At 71.8% G+C, this 18,915-nt stretch carries 17 protein-coding genes; 7 read left to right on the top strand and 10 right to left on the bottom strand.

Translation table 11 applies throughout. The features are described from left to right. Positions 1 to 11 precede the first annotated feature (11 nt). The 3 genes from ACFYQQ_RS30080 to ACFYQQ_RS30070 all read right to left on the bottom strand — a co-directional run bounded on the left by ACFYQQ_RS30080 (position 12) and on the right by ACFYQQ_RS30070 (position 3,268). Entirely contained in the window at positions 12 to 884 is an 873-nt protein-coding gene (locus ACFYQQ_RS30080) for a carbohydrate ABC transporter permease (protein ID WP_355783505.1), read from the bottom strand. After that, positions 877 to 1,872 (bottom strand): sugar ABC transporter permease, encoded by a 996-nt coding sequence (locus ACFYQQ_RS30075; protein ID WP_355783508.1) that lies wholly within the window; start codon positions 1,870 to 1,872, stop codon positions 877 to 879. Before ACFYQQ_RS30075 ends, ACFYQQ_RS30080 begins: the two co-directional genes overlap by 8 nt. Positions 1,873 to 1,948: 76 nt before the next feature. Next, positions 1,949 to 3,268, bottom strand: coding sequence for a sugar ABC transporter substrate-binding protein (locus ACFYQQ_RS30070; RefSeq protein ID WP_355783511.1), 1,320 nt, complete (start codon positions 3,266 to 3,268; stop codon positions 1,949 to 1,951). Between the two features lie 171 nt (positions 3,269 to 3,439). Between ACFYQQ_RS30070 and ACFYQQ_RS30065 the strand changes: the two genes are divergently transcribed. From ACFYQQ_RS30065 to nrfD, 5 genes are all read left to right on the top strand, one after another. Then, positions 3,440 to 4,729: an ROK family transcriptional regulator gene (locus ACFYQQ_RS30065; protein WP_355783513.1), complete on the top strand. Its 1,290-nt coding sequence runs from the start codon at positions 3,440 to 3,442 to the stop codon at positions 4,727 to 4,729. A gap of 109 nt (positions 4,730 to 4,838) precedes the next feature. Next, on the top strand, positions 4,839 to 5,087 hold the full coding sequence (locus ACFYQQ_RS30060; RefSeq protein ID WP_355783516.1) for a hypothetical protein: 249 nt from the start codon (positions 4,839 to 4,841) through the stop codon (positions 5,085 to 5,087). 18 nt (positions 5,088 to 5,105) lie between these two features. Then, positions 5,106 to 8,351, top strand: a complete 3,246-nt coding sequence (gene fdh / locus ACFYQQ_RS30055; RefSeq protein WP_355783519.1) for a formate dehydrogenase — start codon at positions 5,106 to 5,108, stop codon at positions 8,349 to 8,351. Beyond that, positions 8,348 to 9,211 (top strand): 4Fe-4S dicluster domain-containing protein, encoded by an 864-nt coding sequence (locus tag ACFYQQ_RS30050; protein ID WP_356172639.1) that lies wholly within the window; start codon positions 8,348 to 8,350, stop codon positions 9,209 to 9,211. The genes fdh and ACFYQQ_RS30050 overlap by 4 nt, the downstream gene beginning before the upstream one ends. Beyond that, entirely contained in the window at positions 9,208 to 10,185 is a 978-nt protein-coding gene (gene nrfD / locus ACFYQQ_RS30045) for an NrfD/PsrC family molybdoenzyme membrane anchor subunit (protein ID WP_356172642.1), read from the top strand. Before ACFYQQ_RS30050 ends, nrfD begins: the two co-directional genes overlap by 4 nt. A 140-nt stretch (positions 10,186 to 10,325) precedes the next feature. Here the strand turns inward: nrfD and ACFYQQ_RS30040 are convergent, their stop codons facing one another. After that, on the bottom strand, positions 10,326 to 11,285 hold the full coding sequence (locus tag ACFYQQ_RS30040; RefSeq protein ID WP_388905821.1) for an SDR family NAD(P)-dependent oxidoreductase: 960 nt from the start codon (positions 11,283 to 11,285) through the stop codon (positions 10,326 to 10,328). A gap of 447 nt (positions 11,286 to 11,732) precedes the next feature. Between ACFYQQ_RS30040 and ACFYQQ_RS30035 the strand changes: the two genes are divergently transcribed. Continuing rightward, on the top strand, positions 11,733 to 12,896 hold the full coding sequence (locus tag ACFYQQ_RS30035) for a hypothetical protein (RefSeq protein ID WP_355794972.1): 1,164 nt from the start codon (positions 11,733 to 11,735) through the stop codon (positions 12,894 to 12,896). 58 nt (positions 12,897 to 12,954) lie between these two features. Here ACFYQQ_RS30035 and ACFYQQ_RS30030 read toward each other — a convergent pair whose 3' ends face one another. Both ACFYQQ_RS30030 and ACFYQQ_RS30025 read right to left on the bottom strand, forming a co-directional pair. Beyond that, complete coding sequence (locus tag ACFYQQ_RS30030; RefSeq protein WP_356172651.1) at positions 12,955 to 13,620, bottom strand: HAD family hydrolase; 666 nt, start codon at positions 13,618 to 13,620, stop codon at positions 12,955 to 12,957. 37 nt (positions 13,621 to 13,657) lie between these two features. Then, positions 13,658 to 14,695 (bottom strand): PHP domain-containing protein, encoded by a 1,038-nt coding sequence (locus ACFYQQ_RS30025; RefSeq protein WP_355792309.1) that lies wholly within the window; start codon positions 14,693 to 14,695, stop codon positions 13,658 to 13,660. A gap of 215 nt (positions 14,696 to 14,910) precedes the next feature. On the opposite strand from ACFYQQ_RS30025, the gene ACFYQQ_RS30020 reads away from it, so the two are divergent. After that, positions 14,911 to 15,147, top strand: a complete 237-nt coding sequence (locus ACFYQQ_RS30020) for a hypothetical protein (protein ID WP_355792306.1) — start codon at positions 14,911 to 14,913, stop codon at positions 15,145 to 15,147. Between the two features lie 93 nt (positions 15,148 to 15,240). On the opposite strand, the gene ACFYQQ_RS30015 is transcribed toward ACFYQQ_RS30020, so the two are convergent. The 4 genes from ACFYQQ_RS30015 to ACFYQQ_RS30000 all read right to left on the bottom strand — a co-directional run bounded on the left by ACFYQQ_RS30015 (position 15,241) and on the right by ACFYQQ_RS30000 (position 18,707). Then, positions 15,241 to 16,476, bottom strand: a complete 1,236-nt coding sequence (locus ACFYQQ_RS30015) for a ricin-type beta-trefoil lectin domain protein (RefSeq protein WP_355792303.1) — start codon at positions 16,474 to 16,476, stop codon at positions 15,241 to 15,243. A gap of 139 nt (positions 16,477 to 16,615) precedes the next feature. Next, positions 16,616 to 17,152, bottom strand: coding sequence for a VanZ family protein (locus tag ACFYQQ_RS30010; RefSeq protein WP_388906002.1), 537 nt, complete (start codon positions 17,150 to 17,152; stop codon positions 16,616 to 16,618). Positions 17,153 to 17,464: 312 nt separating this feature from the next. Then, complete coding sequence (locus ACFYQQ_RS30005; protein ID WP_356172658.1) at positions 17,465 to 17,830, bottom strand: cupin domain-containing protein; 366 nt, start codon at positions 17,828 to 17,830, stop codon at positions 17,465 to 17,467. Positions 17,831 to 18,011: 181 nt separating this feature from the next. Next, a complete protein-coding gene (locus tag ACFYQQ_RS30000; protein ID WP_355795035.1) occupies positions 18,012 to 18,707 on the bottom strand; it encodes a DUF4230 domain-containing protein in 696 nt (231 codons plus the stop codon). Positions 18,708 to 18,915 lie beyond the last annotated feature (208 nt).

The raw sequence follows: 18,915 nt of genomic DNA, 5'->3' as shown, positions 1-18,915 counted from the left end.
GGGAGAGCCGGTCACTTGACGGCTCCCGCGGTGAGCCCGGCGACGAGGTAGCGCTGCAGGAGCAGGAACCCGGCGACCACGGGGACGCTGACGACGAGCGAGGCGGCCATGACCTGGTTCCAGTACACGTCGTTCTGGGTGGCGTAGCCCTGCAGGCCGACGGCCAGGGTGCGGGTCTCGTCGCTGGTCATGACCGAGGCGAAGAGCACCTCGCCCCACGCGGTCATGAAGGCGTACACGGCGACGGCGACGATGCCGGGGATGGCGGCCGGCACGACCACCCGGAACAGCGCGCCGAGCGGCCCGCAGCCGTCCACCATGGCCGCCTCGTCCAGATCGCGCGGCACCGAGTCGAAGTACCCGATCAGCATCCAGATCGAGAACGGCAGCGAGAAGGTGAGATACGTGAGGATGAGGCCGCCGCGCGAGCCGAACAGCGCGATGCCCGTGGCGTTGCCGATGTTCACGTACAGCAGGAAGAGCGGCAGCAGGAACAGGATGCCCGGGAACATCTGGGTGGACAGCACGGTGACGGTGAACACCCGCTTGCCCGCGAAGCGGTAGCGGCTCACCGCGTACGCGGCGAACACCGCGATCGTCACCGAGCAGACCGTCGCCGCGCCCGCCACGATCAGCGAGTTCACGAAATACCTGGCGAGCGGGACCGTCGACCAGATGTCGATGTACGGCCGGATCGTGAGCCCGCTCGGCAGCCAGCGGAACTTGCCCGACACGTCCTCCAGCGGCTTCAGCGAGCTGGAGAGCATGACGTACACCGGCAGCAGGACGAAGCCGGTGAGCAGGGTGAGGAAGATCCGGCGCGACCAGAGGAAGGAGCGCGGGGCCGCCATCGGCGACCGGGGTGCGCGGACGGTGTCAGACATCGGCGGTCTTCCTTCCCCGGGAGGTCACCACGAGGTAGACGGCCGTCACGACGAGCAGGAAGAGCAGCAGCAGTACGGACATCGCCGATCCGGTGCCGAAGTTCCAGGTCACGAACGACGACTGGTAGATGTGGATCGAGATGAGGTCCGCGGCCTCGGGTGCCGCCTTGCCGAACAGCACGTACGGCGTGTTGAAGTCGTTGAACGTCCACAGGAACAGCACCAGCACGAGCACCTGGTTGACCGGCTGGAGCGAGGGCAGCGTGATCCGGCGGATCTGCTGCCAGATGCCGGCGCCGTCGATCGAGGCGGCCTCGTACAGCTCCTTGGGGATGTTCTGCAGGCCCGCCATCACGATGAGGAAGGCGAACGGCCAGCCCTTCCAGACCGAGACGGTCAGCAGCGCGTAGAAGCTGTTGTCGCCGATCAGCCAGAAGGACGGTTTGTCGGTGAGCCCGAGCTGGTCGTGCAGCACGTGGTTCACCAGGCCGTTGTCGTGCTGGAACATGAACGCCCAGGTGATGGTGGCCGCGTAGACGGGCAGGGCGTACGGGATCAGGAAGATCGCCCGCAGCAGCCCGCGTCCGCGGAACGTCTCCTGGAGGTACACCGCGGCCGTCGTGCCGATCAGCCAGCACAGGCCGACGGACAGCAGCGTGAAGGCGCACGTCACCCAGAACGAGTGCAGCAGCGACTGCCCGAGGGGCGCGTCGAAGTCCACCGACAGGCGGTAGTTGTCCAGGCCCGTCCAGGGCGCGGTGCCCCAGTCGCGGATGTAGAACTGGGTGAGCTCCTTGAAGCTCATGAGGATGCCGATCACCATCGGCACCAGGTGGACCAGGAGTTCGAGCAGCAGCGCGGGGAGCAGCAGCAGGTACGGGAGCCCGATACGGCGGATCCGCCCGGTGCGGCGCGGGCCGCGCGCCGCACCGGGGGAGTCCTTGCGTACCGCCCGCTCCCCGGCTTCGGGGGCAGCGGTCACGGTCATGGAGCACTCGCTTCTGCAGTCACGGTCACCGAGGGCGGCCGACCGCCCCCGTCGTACGTCGCGGTCATCGAGACGCTCACTTCTTCGGCATCTGCTGCTGGGCCTTGGCGAGCTTGGCCTTCACCGAGGCGGTGGTCACCGCCCGTCCCGCCGCCGCGTCCGCGAAGAGCTCCTTGACGGCCGTGCCCACGGCCGTCTCGAACTGCGACTCGTCGGCGACCTGCGGCAGCGGCGCCGCGCTCTTGGCGAGCGTGTCCTTGATCACCGCGAGGGCCGGGGTGTTGAACGCCGGGTCCGCCTGCGCCGCCTTGACCGGCGGGATCGATCCGTACGTCTTGTTGAGGATCTTCTGCTCGCCGTCGCTGGTCATGAACTTCACGAACTTGGTGGCGCCGTCGATGTTCTTGGTGTTCTTGAAGACGGCCATGTTGATGCCGGCGACCATCGAGTTGGTGGCCGTCCCGGTGCCCGGGGTGCCGGACTGGACCGGGACGGGAGCGACGCCCCACTCGTCGTCGCTCATGCCGTGCGCCTTGAAGGTGGCCGAGGCGGTCTGCCACAGCACCATCGCGGTCTTGTCCTTGGCGAAGTCCTGGAGGGACTGGTTCTGCGCGTACTCGGCGTTGCCGGGCGCGACGATCTTGTCCTTCGCCATCAGGTCGACATACTGCTTGACGGCCGCGACGGCACCGTCCGAGGTGAAGTCGGGCTTGCCCTCGGCGTCGAAGAAGTCGGCGCCGTGCTGCTTGGCGAGGACGAAGACCTGGTGGATGTTGTTGGAGAGGTTCGAACCCTCGGCGCCCAGCGCCCACTTGTCGTTCTTGGATATCTTCTTGCCGTCGGCGACCATCTCGTCCCACGTCGCCGGCGGCTTGGAGATGCCCGCGTCGGCGAACATCTTCTTGTTGTAGTAGAGGGCGTACGCCATCGAGTACAGCGGGACCGCGGCCGGGTCGGCGGTGGACGCGCCCGCGGAGCCGAGCGCCGAGTCGACGAAGCGGTCCTTGCCGCCGATCTTGTCGAAGTTCTTGTCGTCCCAGGGCAGCAGGGCGCCCGTCGCCTGGAGCGAGGCGGACCAGGTGTTGCCGATGTTGAGCACGTCCGGCCCCTGACCGGAGGTCGTCGCCGCCAGGATGCGGTTGAGCAGGTCGGACCAGGGCACGACCTCCAGCTTCACCTTGATCCCGGTCTGCTTCTCGAACTTCTTCAGTTCGGGCGTGAGGATCTTCTTGTCCGCCTCCACGCTGGGCCCCTGGTTGGAGGCCCAGTAGGTGAGCGTCTTCGGCGAGTCGTTGGACCCGCCCCCGCCCGTCGACGAGCCGCCGCCACAGGCGGTCACGGCGGTCAGCATGGAGACGGTGACCGCACCGGCGGCCGCGGCTCGGAATCTGCGCATGGCTCTGGTGTCCCTTTCCGGAGAACCAGCCGTGAGGGGGCCGGGCGTGCGTTCACTTCCCGAACGACCCTCATGGCTTAATTTAGGACGTGAGTTAAGACCCGGAAGAAAGTCGCGTCAAGCCTTCGCGCAGGGGTATCTTGCAGGTCGGGCGGACCGGAAGGGACCCACATGGCGGGGCGGAACGGGCGAACAGTGCGTGACCTGCGGCGGGGCAATCGCACCGCCGTGTTGCAACGGTTGTATTTCGACGGGCCGATGAGCCGCTACGAACTGGGCCCGGCCACCGGACTGAGTTCCGGCTCCATCAGCAACGTGGTCGCCGAGCTCCTCGCCGACGGGCTGGTCGAGGAGGCCGGCAGCGTCGACTCGGACGGCGGCCGCCCGCGCACCCTGCTGCGCGTCGCGCCCGCAAGCGGCCACATGATCGGCGTCGACGTCGGCGAGACCCGCGTCCGCGTCGAGCTCTTCGACCTCACCCTCACCGAACTCGCCCGCACCGAGCGGCCCTTGGAGCAGCAGGGATACGACGTCGATGTCATCGTCGGGCACATCTGCGACGGCATCGCCGAGGTCCTGGCCGCGGCGGACATCGCCCCGGAACGCCTCCTCGGCGTCGGTGTCGGCGTCCCCGGCATCGTCGCCCGCACCGCCGAGCGCGGCGCCGTCGTGCACGGTCAGACCATCGGCTGGGACGCCGTCCCGATCGAGTCCCTGCTCCGCTCGGCCTGCCAACTCCCCGACTCCGTCCCGTACTTCACGGACAACGGTGCCAAGACCCTCGGCCAGGCCGAGATGTGGTTCGGCGCCGGACGCGGCGCCCGCAACGCGGCCGTCGTCCTCTTCGGCTCCGGCGTCGGCGCCTGCCTGGTCACCGAGGAGGTCGAGCACGGCCGGGCCGTGGAGTGGGGGCACCTGACCGTACGGGTCCGCGGGCGCCGCTGCCGCTGCGGCGCCCTGGGCTGCCTGGAGGCCTACGCCGGCGCCGAGGCGCTGCTCGACCGCTGGCGCGAGGAGGGCGGACGGCCCCCCGAGGGCGTCGACGAGGAGACCGCCCTGACCGCCATGCTCGCCGCCGCCTACCCGGCCGGCGAGGAGGCCCCCGACTCCGTGGCGCTCGCCGTCCTGGAGGAGACCGCCGAATACCTGGGCGCCGGCCTCTCCGACCTGATCAACCTCTTCCAGCCCGAGCGCATCCTCATCGGCGGCTGGGCCGGCCTCCAGCTCGGCTCCCGCTTCCTGCCCGCCGTCCGGCGCTACGCCGCCTCCTACGCCCTGCGCTACCCGGCCCAGCACGTCACCATCGACCTGGGACGGCTGGGCCCGGACGCCGTCACGGTCGGCGCGGCCATCCTGCCGCTCGCCGACTTCTTCGCCCGCGGCGGCCGGCGTGCCGAGACCGTGAGCGAGGGGCGCTCACCCGCCTGGCGCACCGCGCTGGAGGAGCGCGCCCCGCACTGATCCTCGGCACGGGGTTTCGCCGGGGAGCGGTGCGGTACCCGCGCCTCGCCGACGGGTGGCCCCTCAGCGTGTGCGGGCCGCGCCGACCTGCCGAAGAATGGAGAGCGCTGTGACCGATCACCGGATGGAGGGTCCCGGCGAGACCGGCGATCCGATCCCGCGCGACCTGCCCGACCAGCAGGTCCAGGAGGGTGAGGACCCCTGGGACGTCGCTCCGTTCGCCCAGGAGGCGGACGACGAGGACGAGTCCGGCTCCGACGTGCCCGACACCGACGAGGCGGGCACCGGCAGACAGGGCGGCGACCGCTCGGACACCGTCCACCCCGAGCACCCCGGTCCCGAAGAGCCCTCCGCCTGACCCCGACAGGGAGCGTCCATGGGTGTGTCCGACCGGCTGCGCCGCTGGCCCGTCTACCGTCAGCTCACCGGAGAGGACCGCCTGGCCCGGGGGTCCGCCGCGACCTCGCCGCACACGGAGCAGCTGCGACCGCGCACCGACACGGCCGACCGGGTGACCCGGTCGATCTGCCCGTACTGCGCGGTCGGCTGCGGCCAGCAGGTGTACGTCAAGGACGACAAGGTCGTCCAGATCGAGGGCGACCCCGACTCGCCCGTCAGCCGCGGCCGCCTGTGCCCCAAGGGCTCCGCGACCCTCCAGCTCACCACCGGCTCCGCCCGCCGCCACCAGGTGCTCTACCGGCGCCCGTACGGCACCGGGTGGGAGCCGCTCGACCTCGACACGGCGATGGACATGGTCGCCGAGCGGGTCGTGCGCACCCGGCGCGACACCTGGGAGTGGGAGCACGAGGGGATGCGCACCGCCCGCACCATGGGCATCGCCAGCCTCGGCGGCGCGACGCTGGACAACGAGGAGAACTACCTCATCAAGAAGCTGCTGACCGGCCTCGGCGTGGTGCAGGTGGAGAACCAGGCCCGGGTCTGCCACAGCTCCACCGTCGCCGGACTCGGCACCTCCTTCGGACGCGGTGGCGCCACCACCTTCATGCAGGACCTCCAGCACTCGGACTGCATCGTCATCCAGGGCTCCAACTTCGCCGAGGCCCACCCCGTCGGCTTCCAGTGGGTCATGGAGGCCAAGAAGCGCGGCGCCCGCGTCATCCACGTCGACCCGCGCTACACCCGCACCAGCGCCCTGGCCGACCTGCACGTCCCGATCCGCGCAGGCACCGACATCGCCTTCCTCGGCGGGATCATCAACCACGTCCTCACCGAGGGCAAGGACTTCCGCGAGTACGTCCTCAACTACACCAACGCCTCCTTCCTGGTCCGCGAGGACTTCCGCGACACCGAGGACCTGGACGGGGTGTTCTCCGGACTCGACGAGACCGAGCGGCACTACGACCCGCGCACCTGGCAGTACGAGGGCATCGACGTCCAGCAGCCCACCGGCGAGGTCGACGAGCAGTACGAGGAGCGGGTCGGGACGCTCGGCGGCTCCGAGACCCACGGCTCCGGCGGCGCCCGCACCGGCCCCCGCCCGCCGCGCGACGAGACGCTGCAACACCCGCGCTGCGTCTACCAGATCCTCAAACGGCACTACGCCCGCTACACCCCCGAGATGGTCGAGGAGATCACCGGCGTACCCCGCGACACCTTCCTGCGGGTCTGCGAGGACCTGACGTCCAACTCCGGCCGCGACCGCACCAGCGCCTTCTGCTACGCCGTCGGCTGGACCCAGCACTCGGTCGGCGCCCAGTACATCCGCGCCGCGAGCATCCTCCAGCTGCTGCTCGGCAACATCGGGCGCCCCGGCGGCGGCATCCAGGCCCTGCGCGGCCACGCCTCCATCCAGGGTTCCAGCGACATCCCGACGCTCTACAACCTGCTGCCGGGCTACCTGCCCATGCCGCACGCCCACGCCCACATCGACCTCGACTCCTGCGTCGCCGCCAGCCGGACCGACAAGGGCTTCTGGGGCGACATGCGGGCCTACTTCGTCAGCCTCCTCAAGGCGTACTACGGCGACGCGGCCACCCCCGAGAACGACTTCTGCTTCGACCACCTGCCGCGCCTCACCGGCTCCCACTCCACGTACGAGACGGTCATGGCGCAGCTCGACGGCACCTGCAAGGGCTACTTCCTGATGGGGGAGAACCCGGCGGTGGGCTCCGCGAACACCCGCCTGCAGCGCCTCGGCATGGCGAAGCTCGACTGGCTGGTGGTCCGTGACTTCTCCCTCATCGAGTCGGCGACCTGGTGGCAGGACGGCCCCGAGATCGAGAGCGGCGAGCTGCGCACCGAGGACATCGGCACCGAGGTGTTCTTCTTCCCGGCCGCCGCGCACACCGAGAAGGCGGGCTCCTTCACCAACACCAACCGCTGGGTCCAGTGGCACCACCCCGCCGTCGAACCCGAGGGTGACGCGCGCAGCGACCTGTGGTTCGTGTACCACCTGGGCCGCCGGGTCAGGGAGAAGCTGGCCGGCTCCACCGACCCGATGGACCGTCCCGTCCTCGACCTCACCTGGGACTACCCGGTGACCGGCCCGCTGGACGAACCCGTCGCCGACGCCGTCCTCGCCGAGATCAACGGCCACGCCGCGGACGGTAGTCCGCTCGGCGCGTACACCGAGCTGAAGGACGACGGCTCGACGCGGTGCGGCTGCTGGATCTACTGCGGTGTCTACGCCGAGGGCGTCAACCAGGCCGCCCGCCGGAAGCCCGGGCGCGAGCAGGACTGGGTCGCCGCCGAATGGGCCTGGGCCTGGCCCGCCAACCGCCGCATCCTTTATAACCGCGCCTCCGCCGCCCCCGACGGCACCCCGTGGAGCGAGCGCAAGGCCCACGTATGGTGGGACCCGGAGGCCGGCCGGTGGACCGGCCGCGACGTCCCGGACTTCGTGCCCGACCGCGCCCCGGACTTCGTGCCCGACGAGGACGCCACCGGGCCCGACGCGCTGCGCGGCGACGACCCGTTCATCATGCAGGCCGACGGCAAGGGCTGGCTCTACACGCCCGCCGGCCTGGAGGACGGGCCGCTGCCCACCCACTACGAGCCGCAGGACTCGCCGTTCACCAACGCCCTGTACCCGTCGACCCCGCGCTCCCCGGTGCGCCAGCTGCTGCCCCGCGAGGGCAACCGCTACCACCCGAGCGGCGACGAACCGGGCGCGGACGTCTACCCGTACATCGTCACCACCCACCGGCTGACCGAGCACTTCACCGCGGGCGGCATGAGCCGCTGGTCGCCCTATCTTTCCGAGCTGCAACCGGAGTTCTTCTGCGAGGTCTCCCCGGAGCTCGCCGCCGAACGCGGACTGGAGCACGGCGGCTGGGCCACCGTCGTCACCGCGCGCAACGCCATCGAGGCGCGCGTGATGGTCACCGAGCGGATCCGCCCCCTGAAGGTGCAGGGCCGCACCGTCCACCAGATCGGGCTGCCCTTCCACTGGGGCCCCAACGGCGTGGCCACCGGAGACGCGGCCAACGAGCTGGTCGCCATCGCGCTCGACCCCAACGCCCACATCCAGGAGGACAAGGCGCTGACCGCCGACATCCGTCCCGGCCGCCGCCCGCGCGGCCCTGAACTGCCGCGCCTGGTCGCCGAGTACCGCCGGCGCGCGGGCATCACCGAGACCACCGGAACGGAGGCCCGCGCATGAGCGGCGAACGGGTCGGCTTCTTCACCGACACCTCCGTCTGCATCGGCTGCAAGGCGTGCGAGGTGGCCTGCAAGGAGTGGAACGCGATCCCGGAGGACGGCCTGACGCTCTCCGGTATGTCGTACGACAACACGCAGGCGCTCGGCGCGTCGACCTGGCGGCACGTGGCGTTCGTCGAGCAGCCGCGCCGGACCGCACCGGCCGAGCCGCCCCGCCCGGACGGCCGGACCGAACTCCCGCTCGCGCAGCCGGAGTCGGCTCCGGCATCCGCCTCCGAGGGCGACGGCATGCGCTGGCTGATGTCCTCGGACGTGTGCAAGCACTGCACCCACGCCGCGTGCCTGGACGTGTGCCCCACGGGCGCCCTGTTCCGCACCGAGTTCGGCACCGTCGTCGTCCAGCAGGACGTGTGCAACGGCTGCGGCTACTGCGTACCCGCCTGCCCGTATGGCGTCATCGAGCAACGCCCGGACGACGGGCGGGCGTTCAAGTGCACCATGTGCTACGACCGGCTCGGCGCGGGCGGCGAACCCGCCTGTGCCAAGGCCTGCCCCACCGAGTCCATCCAGTTCGGTCCCCTGGACGAACTGCGCGAGCGGGCCGCGCTGCGGGTCGACCAGCTGCACGAGGCGGGCGTCGCCGACGCCCGCCTCTACGGACACGACCCGGAGGACGGGGTGGGCGGCGACGGCGCGTTCTTCCTGCTCCTGGACCGGCCCGAGGTGTACGGGCTGCCCCCGGACCCGGTCGTCACCACCCGGGACCTGCCCGCGATGTGGAAGCACGCGGGCGCCGCCGCCCTGTCCCTGCTGGGCGGGATCGCGCTGTCGTTCGCCGTGACCGGGAAGGGACGCCGATGACCAGTTCCGGCTCCGCCGAGACGCGGGAACAGGAACCGGGACGGCGGCGCCGACGCGGCCGCCGCGGGGAGCAACTGATGGTCCCGCGCGCCGAGTTCGAGTCCTACTACGGCCGTCCCGTCATCAAGGCACCGTCCTGGGAGCCGCGGGACATCGCCGGGTACTTCTTCCTCGGCGGGCTCGCCGGGGCCGGGTCGGTGCTCGCGGCCGGCGCCCAGCTGACCGGGCGCACCACCACGGCGACCGCGCTGAAGGTCTCCTCCCTCGCAGCGGTCTCGCTCTCCGCGGCGGCCCTCGTCCACGACCTGGGGCGGCCGGACCGCTTCGTCAACATGCTGCGGGTCTTCAAACCGACCTCCCCGATGAGCGTCGGCTCCTGGCTGCTGTCCGCGTACGGACCCGCCGCGGGGGCGGCCGCGGCCTGCGCCGTGACGGGTCGGATGCCGCGGACCGGGGCCGCCGCGACCGGCGCCGCCGCCCTGCTCGGGCCTGCCGTCGCCGCCTACACCGCCGTCCTCGCGGCGGACACGGCCGTACCGGCCTGGCACGGCGCCCACCGCGAACTGCCGTACCTCTTCGTGTCCTCCGCGACGGCGGCCGCCGCCGGCATGGCCCTCGTCGTCGCCCCCGCCCGGGAGACGGCGCCCGCCCGCTGCGCCGCGGTGCTCGCGGCGCTCGGCGAGACCGCGGCGACCCGGGCCGCGGAGAAGCGGCTCGGCATGGTCGCGGAGACCTACCGGGAGGGCAGGGCGGGCACGCTGCTGCGGGCCGCGCGTGCCCTCACCGTGGGCGGGGCGCTCGGCGGCGCCCTCCTCGGCGGCCGTTCCCGGGGCGCCGCCGCGGTGGGCGGACTCGCCCTCCTCGCCGGATCGGTCTGCACCCGCTTCGGCGTCTTCGCGGCGGGCGTCGCCTCGGCCGAGGACCCGAAGTACACGGTCCTACCGCAGCGGGAACGGGCGGACCGCCGGGCGTAGTTCCGTCCCGTCCGGAGCCGGCCGACCTGCCCGTGGGCCATGGCCGGGCCGGAACGGCGGCCACGGCCTGTTCGCCACCCACGCCGCCCGGCTCACCGCGGATCTGCGGGAGTTCGCCTCCCGCTGAACGCGGTCGGGGCTCACGCGAACGCGTCGACCCCGGTCAGCTCCGCGGACAGCCGCCACAGCCGCGCGGCCTGCTCGGGGTCCGTCGCGTGCGCGCACACGCCGGTGCGCGTGCCGTCCGCGGGAGCGGGCTCGGCGATGTCGCAGTCCTCCAGGTACACCCCGCCCATCCCGGCGAGCTGCGGCGAGGTCGCCGCCCACACCTGGGTGGCCGCGCCCTGTTCGGGCGTCTTGAAGCCCTGCGGGTTCAGCGGGGTGCCGTTCTCGTCGATCCAGCCGCGCTGGACCATCTCCTCCTTGGGGAGGTGGCGCTGGAGCGGGGTGAGGATGCCGCCGGGGTGGAGCGAGAAGGCCCGTACACCCGTGTCCCGGCCGAGCCGGTCGAGGTGCACGGCGAACAGGGCGTTCGCCGTCTTGGCCTGGCCGTACGCCTCCCACTTGTCGTAGCCCTCCTGCCAGTTCACGTCGTCCCAGCGGATGCCCGAGTAGTGGTGGCCGGCGGAGGAGACGGACACCACGCGGGCGCCGCCGGGCGCGATGGCCGGCCAGAGCCTGTTGACGAGGGCGTAGTGACCCAGGTGGTTGGTCGCGAACTGCGCCTCCCAGCCGGGACCCACCCGCGTCTCGGGGCAGGCCATGATCGCGGCGCTGTCGACGACGATGTCGAGCGGGCGGCCCGAGGCGAGGAACCGCTCGGCGAAGCCGCGCACGCTGTCCTGGTCCCCGAGGTCGAGTTCGTCGACCTCGACGCCGTCGAGTCCGGCCAGCGCCTCCCGTGCCACGGACACCCGCCGGGCGGGCACGACCACGCGGGCGCCCGCCTTCACGAGCGCCCGGGTCGTCTCCAGGCCGAGGCCGGAGTAGCCGCCCGTGACGAGCGCGAGCTTGCCGCCCAGGTCGATGCCGTGCAGGACGTCGTCGGCGGTGCTCGTGGCGCCGAAGCCCGAGCCGATCTTGTGCTGTGCAGTGCTCATGCCCAGCACGCTACGAATTGGAGCGCACTCCAAGTCAAGCGGACACGGCCGCCCGGTCGACCTCGCTCCGGCGGGCGTCCTCGGCCGGACACAGAAGTGCCCCGACCGGACGGGGGGATCACGGTCGGGGCGGTCCTGATGTGGGCACGCATGGCGGTCGCCTCTCGGCGAGACGCTCCACAGGGCTTCAGCCGGACTGATCGTCCCTGTGGGCAATAGGTGAGGCCCGGGGACACTGTCCCATCCGCACCCACGGTTTGTTCAACGGGCGACTACCTGTCGGTGTTCCCCGGGATGGGGGCATTCGCGGTGATCTGCGTCACCGCGGGGTTCGGGCTCCCGGCACCCGTGCCGAGCCGCTCCGGCGCGAGCACAAAGCCGAGTGAACGGGCTCATATAGGCTGCTCGTTCTGTCTGTGTCATCCGCACTGATCTGGGGAGTTCCCTGTGTCCGTAGCGAGCGCCGCACCCGAGGCGACCGTTCCCCCCACCGACGACACCTCCGCCGAGGAGCACTTCTGGGACGAGGGAGCCGCCTCCGACGAGGGCGCCCCGGCCGGCTCCGTGCCCGCGCCCGCCGCTCCGGGAGACGCTCCGGACGAGGCGCCGGCGGGCCCCGTGGACGAGCGCGTCTCGCTCGACGCGCGGGAGTTCGGCGTCTACGCCCGCACCGGCGGCTGGGCCTTCGCCCTGAAGGTGGCGCGCAGCGTGCGCCCCGGCGGGCAGGCGGCGGGGGAGACCCCGAAGATCTCCGCGAAGGAGTTCGCCGGACTCGCCGGGTGCTCCCCGGAACGGGTCATGCGCTACTACAAGGCCTGGGACCGGGCGGCCGACGACGGTCTCGTCCCGCACTTCGAGGTGCTCGCCCCGGGCGAGGACGTCGACCTGCCGGACTCGGACGCCTGGCTGTCGTACTACTCCTCCCGCTCCAGCTCCGCGTCCGAGCGCGGGACCGCCATCACGGCGGCGGCCGAGGCCGAGGGCATCCGGCCGACCAAGGCCCTGGAGGTCGCCGAGAACCCCACCGCGCTGCGGGCCGCGATCCTCGCCGACCCCTCCACCGCCCAGGCCGCGCGGACGGCGCTGCTCGACCGGCTGAAGGAGGACCCGGCGCTGCAGACGGAGCTGGCCCGGGACATCGCCCGCACCGACGACCTCAAGAAGGCGGTGGCCACCGAGACCCGCGCCGCCGACCGGATCGGCTACGTCCGCCAGATCGTGGAGAACGGGCAGGTCAAGACGCCGGCCGGGCAGACCATCGACGCCCCGGCCGAGCTGCGCGCGGAGGCGGAGCGGCACCTGTCCCTCATCGACGAGCTGGACGAGGACGAGGAGGCGGGGCAGTGGGCCGCCGAGGCGTACGACACCGTCAAGAACCTCGTCGTGCAGACCGTCGAGGCCGACCCCGAGCTGCGGGTCCAGGAGCGCCGTACGAAGTTCTACAGCAGTCTCCAGCGGGCGACGAAGGTCTTCGAGGAGCTGACCTTCGACGATGTCGACGACATCGACGACATCTACGAGGACGACATGCTCCAGCGCCTGGAGGAGCTCCAGGAGGCCATCGGCGCCTGCATCTCCAACCTCCGCAGGGCGGCCGGGCCCGCCTCCTGACCGGGCGGGGAGGAGCGGTTCGGCGCGTGTTCCAGGCCTCCGGAACACGCGCCGCGCGTCAGGCGCCGGGCGCCAGCGGGGTGTCCGACAGCCGTTCGAGCAGATGGGCAGGGTCGCGGTAGACGCTGCCCGCCCCGGCCTCCTCCAGGTCGGCGCGCGGGATACCGCCGCACAGGACACCCACCGTGGTCACCCCGGCCCGGGTGCCCGCGCGCATGTCCCACACGGTGTCGCCCACGAACACCGCCCGCTCGGGCGGCACCCCGGCCAGCTCCAGGGCGTGCTCGACCGGCTCCGGGGCCGGCTTGCCCTGCTCCACGTCGTCGGCGCTGGCCGTCGCCTTGATGGCGTCGTCGGCGTCGATGGCCCGGCGCAGGGCGCCCAGCTCGGCACCGCTCGCCGAGGTGGCCAGGACGACGGTCCAGCCGTCGTCCGCGAGGCGCCGCAGCAGCCGCCCGGCGTCCCGCAGGGGCGGCAGCCGGTCGAAGTACGTGCCGTAGAGCGCCTTGTGGGCCTGGCTGAGCGTCTCGTCCTGGTCGGGATCGCGGTCGTCGCCGAGCAGGTGGGCGATCAGGTCGTCCGACCCCAGCCCCACCGCCCGGTGGATGGCATGCATCGGCACCTGGTGCCCGGCCTGCCGGAAGGCCTCCCACCAGGTCGTCACGTGCAGGTGATTGGTGTCGACGAGAGTCCCGTCGACGTCGAACACGGCAGCCCGTTCCATCAGATGTGATCTCCTCTCGCGTCGCTCGGGTACCACGTCACGGGCCCGCCACGCGTCGCGGAGCCGTCCGGTTCCGGGTCCAGGCCAGCAGCTCGTCGGCCGTCCAGGTGGTGATGACCCGTTCGGCGGGCACCCCGCACTCCTCGGCGCGGGCGCAGCCGTGGATCTGCCAGTCCAGCTGGCCCGGTGCGTGCGCGTCGGTGTCGACGGAGAACAGCACGCCCGCGTCGACCGCCCGGCGCAGCAGCCGGCGGGGCGGGTCGAGCCGCTCGGGTCGGCTGTTGATCTCCACGGCGGTCCCGGCCTCGGCGCAGGCGGCGAAGACCTCGTCGGCGTCGAACTCGGACTCGGGCCGCCCCCGCCCGGTGACCAGCCGCCCCGTGCAGTGCCCGAGGACGTCCGCGTGCGGATCACGTACGGCGGCCACCATGCGGCGCGTCATCGCGCGGGCGTCCATGCGCAGCTTCGAGTGCACGGAGACCACCACCACGTCGAGCCGCTCCAGCAGCTCGGGTTCCTGGTCGAGGGAGCCGTCGTCGAGGATGTCGCACTCGATGCCGGTGAGCAGCCGGAAAGGCGCCCACGTCCGGTTGAGCTCCGCCACCACGTCCAGCTGCTCGCGCAGCCGCTCCGGGGACAGGCCCCTCGCCACGGTGAGCCGCGGGGAGTGGTCCGTGAGCACCGCCCACTCGTGCCCGAGACGGGCCGCGGCCCGCCCCATCTCCTCGATCGGGCTGCCGCCGTCCGACCAGTCCGAGTGCAGATGGCAGTCTCCGCGCAGCAGTGCCCGCAGTTCCTCGCCGCCTCGGGCGAGCGGGACCTCGGCCTCGCCCTCCAGCTTCTCCAGGTAGCCGGGCACCTGCCCGGCCAGTGCCTCACGGGCCACCTGCGCGGTCTTCGGGCCGACCCCTTTCAGGGACTCCAGCGTCCCCGCCGCCGCCCGCTCCCGGAGCTCGTCCGCGGGCAGCGCGCCCAGCACGCCGGCCGCGGTCCGGAACGCGCGCACGCGGTACGTGGGCTCCTGGGCCCGCTCCAGCAGGAACGCGATCCGGTCCAGCGCCTCGACGGGGTCCATCGCCACCTCCTGTCTCCAGCCTTGCCCAGCGGCCGCCGGAGCGCACGGCGGCTCCGCTCGCCCGGCCGGGTGAACGGGACGCAAGGCGCCCCGCCGCGCTCACCCGGCTGGGCGAACACGGACGCCCCGGCCCTCCCGCGCCGTACGGGCCGGGGCAGCCACAGGCGCCTCAGCCGTTCTCAACCGTCCCGGGAGAACCGTCTTACGCTCTAGACATGACCGAAATCGCGAGCCCCCACATCTCCACCCCGCGGATCATGGTGCTCGGGGTGCAGCCGGGCAGGCCGCCGTTCCGCATCGTCGAGATCGACGGCGAAGTGGTCGGCGAGGCCAGGGCCGTGACCGACGTCCTGGTGGTCGCGGCGGCCTACGGCATCACGGTCCACGACCTGGACGACCCGGACGTCGTCCGCTGGGTCGGCGGCGACAAGCTCACCTGGACCCTGCACTAGAGACCGCCCGGCCCTCGCGCCGGGAACGGGAAGAGGGTCCGGCCGGGGCGACCCCCGCCGGACCCCTCAGCCGCCCGCCGGGCGGTCCGTGCCTCAGCTCACCGTCCACTTCTGGTTGGCGTTGCCGGAGCAGGTCCAGATCTGCAGCCGGGTGCCGTTGGCGGAGTTGTTGCCGGTGACGTCCAGGCACTTGTCGGCCTGGGGATTGACGATGTCGCGGGCCGCCGTCACCACCCACTTCTGGTTCGGGCTGCCGCCGCAGTCCCACAGCTGGACGACGGAACCGTCCGCCGTGCCGTTGTCCTTGACGTCCAGGCACTTGCCCAGCGCGCGGATCGTGCCGTCCGGGGACACCGTCCACTTCTGGGCGGCGGTGCCGTTGCAGTCGTAGAGCTGTACGGGGGTGCCGTTGGCCGAGCTGGCCCCGGCCACGTCCACGCACTTGCCGGCCAGCCCCGTGATCGGGCCCGCGGTGCCGGCCGAGTCGCTGGTGGTCACCTTGACCTCGTCCACGACGAGTTGCTTCGGGAAGGTGGTGGATCCGTCGGGGTCGCCCGGCCAGTAGCCGCCCACCGCGAGGTTCAGGATCAGGAAGAACGGCTTGTTGAACACCCAGGTCTTGCCGCCCAGGTCGGCCGGGGTGCGCCGCTGGTAGACCGTGCCGTCGACCGACCAGGTGATGGAGTCGGGCGCCCAGTCCACCGCGAAGGTGTGGAAGGCGTCCGCGAAGATCTGGCCGCCCGGGAGGGTGTAGCCGGCCCCGATGCCGCCCGAGCCCGAGTAGCCCGGGCCGTGGATCGTGCCGTGCACGGTCGAGGGCTCGAAGCCCACGTTCTCCATGACGTCTATCTCACCCGAGTTGGGCCAGCCGACCTGCCCGATGTCACTGCCCAGCATCCAGAACGCCGGCCACATGCCCTGCCCGCGCGGGATCTTCATCCGCGCCTCGACGTGGCCGTACGTGCTGGTGAACTTGCCCGAGGTGTTGAGCCGGGCCGAGGTGTACTCGCAACGGCCGTACCAGCACTGGTAGTTGCCCGGGTTCTCCTTGCGGGCCGTGATGACCAGGTGCCCCTGGCCGTCCAGGGCCGCGTTGTTGCTGCCCGAGGTGTAGTACTGGCGCTCGTGGTTGTTGACGTTGTCGCCGGTCTCGATCTGCCACTTCGAGGAGTCGACGGCCGATCCGGCGGGCCCGTCGAAGGTGTCCGAGAACGTCACGGCCGCCGCCGCCTGAGGTCCCGCGTGCGCGGGGACCACGGCGGCGGAGGCGACGAACACGGCGGACACCGCGGCGAGCAGACATCGGCGGAGCAGGCGCGGGGAGTCCATGACTCTCCCTTCTGTACGGCTACCCGTGCGGCGGGTGTGCCGATAGGTGTGGGGGGTGCATGCTTCGCCTCTTGATTTAAGAAGTGAGGTAAGGGGGTGTCAAGACTTTGGTACGGACCACCTCGGGGGAGTCCGCGCGTCAGTCACGGCGACGACGACGCGGGTGCACCGCCCGCCCGAGCCGGCGGCCCAGCAGCAGGTAACCCACCAGCGCCCCGGTGGTGTTGAGGATGACGTCGTCGATGTCGAAGGCGCGCCCGGTGATGAACGCCCCCTGCACCACCTCGACCAGGAGCATCACCACGGCGGTCAGGAGCACCACGCGCAGCAGACCCCGGGTCTTGGGGGCGAGCATGGGAAGCAGCACCCCGAACGGCACGCCCAGCAGCAGGTTTCCGCCGACCTGCTTCACCGCGTCACGCAGGGCCGGCTGGGAGAGATATGCCTCCAGAGAGCGGCCCGGGTGCAGGTTGTTGTGGGTGAGCGCCTCCGAGGCCGGCGACGGCTCCAGGGTCAGCCGCGCGAGCACGGCCGCGAAGCCCACCATCGCCGCGAAGGCCAGCAGCATGACCAGCAGCCGCAAGGGGAGGGGAAGTCCGCGCCGCTCCCGCGGCGCCGGCTCCGGCGGCGGTGCCGGCGTTCGCCTGCCGGACTTGGCTGTTCGCGTGGTGCGCATGCCCCACAGTCCCGACGCCGTACGTGCCATTCCGTCCTCCCGGTTTCAACTGCTCTACGGATGAGCGCGGTTACCCGCGATACGGCGGTGGATGCCCGGTCGGAGGCAGCCGCGAGCGCGGGTTCGACGAGGTGGCCGTGAGCCGTGGGCGCCACGGCCGCGATTCCCTCCCTCGCCGTCTGCCCGCTTTCCCCCGCCTCACCGGGCCGCCGTGCGTAGGACCGGGAAACCGCCGGATAAGGCACGGGAACGCGACGGGGCCCGGCGGGATGCGTACCCGCCGGGCCCCGTCCGGTCTCCGGACGACGGGTCCTACCCGTTGCCGGCCTTCGCGTAGTCCTGCGCCATACCGCCCGCGAAGTCGTAGAGGATCACCTGTTCGTCGCCCACCACCCAGGCGTCGTGCCCCGGCGGACAGACGAAGACGTCACCGGGGCCGACCTCGCCCTCGGCGCCGTCGTCCATGAGCAGCCGCATCCGGCCCTGGACCACGTAGCCGTTGTGGTGGATCATGCAGCTCTCCGTGCCCGCGATCGGACCGACGGACTCGGACCAGCGCCAGCCGGGCTCGAAGGTCCCCACGGCGAAGTCCAGCCCGCTGAGGTGGACCGCTTCGAGGTGCCCGCGGGGGAAATCGCGCCGCTCGTCCGGCTTGTCGACCGTCTTGACCTCAAGCATGACGGCTCCCTTCCACCGGGTCGTGCCCGATGCCTGCCGGGGGCCGGTGCTCGTCTCCTCCGCGGCGTTCTCCGGCCGACGCCCACGTCAACCGGACCCCTCATCTCCATGCTCCGCCCGTTCCGGGAAGACTGCCATCCGGGGGAGCGGCAGTCCCCCGGGGCGTCGCGGTCCCGCACGGTCAGGCGGTGCCGTAGGTGACCTTCACCTCCTTGAAGCCGAGCGAGCCCAGCAGTCCCTTGAGCATGCTCGTGGTGTTCTCCTCGGCGCGCACGGTGAGTTCGCTGTCGTCGGCGGCCTCGCCGATGTGCTGGACCGCGAGCTTCTGCACGGCGCGTTCGCTGTTGGGGTTGTCCGAGAAGAGGTCGCCGAGCCGGTCCAGGAGGCCGCGCTGCTTGGAGACGGCGTAGGAGTGGTCGGCGTCGAGCGCGGGCTTGCCGAGCGCCGCGTGCGGCAGGTGGAGCGTGGCCGACGTGCGGTCGTCGTTGACGGACACGTCCTTCTCGTCCAGCCGCCCGAGGTCGACGTAGGCGTCCACGGTGCCCGCGCCGACGTACAGGGTGCGGGTGCCGCGGATCGCGTCGGGCAGGAGCTTGGCGTCCTTCTCCAGGTCCACGACGACCTGGAAGTTGCCGGACGCGGCCTCGTACCGGCTCATGTCCTGGATGGACTTCAGGAGCGCGGGCCCCGACCGGTCGTGCGTCTCCTCGCCGAACATGTCACGCAGCCCGGGAAGCACACTGAGCCGCAGTCCGGCGAACAGCACCGCGAGCACCAGGACGAGGGCGACGAGCGCCTTGATCCAGCCGGGCAGCTGCCTTTTGCCCCGGTCCTCGGACGTCGTCGAGCCGGGCGTCTGCTTGGTGGACGTCGTCATGTCGACAGCCCTCCTTTCTCTACGCCGTGTGCCCGCCAAATCCCCCGGCACAACGCCCGGTTGGCCGAATCCTCGCGGCCCGCCCGGAGGATCACGAAAGTGGGCCGGCGTCCGCCGGGGCACGGTTCCGGCCGCCGACGGCGGTTCAGGCGAGCGCCGGGGCTGTGCCGCGCCCGGAACCACGAACAGCCCCTGCCCGGGCGTGGGT

The sequence above is a fragment of the Streptomyces sp. NPDC005496 genome (assembly GCF_042872045.1).
GTDB lineage: Bacteria > Actinomycetota > Actinomycetes > Streptomycetales > Streptomycetaceae > Streptomyces.
This window is presented reverse-complemented; position numbering and strand designations above follow the sequence as displayed.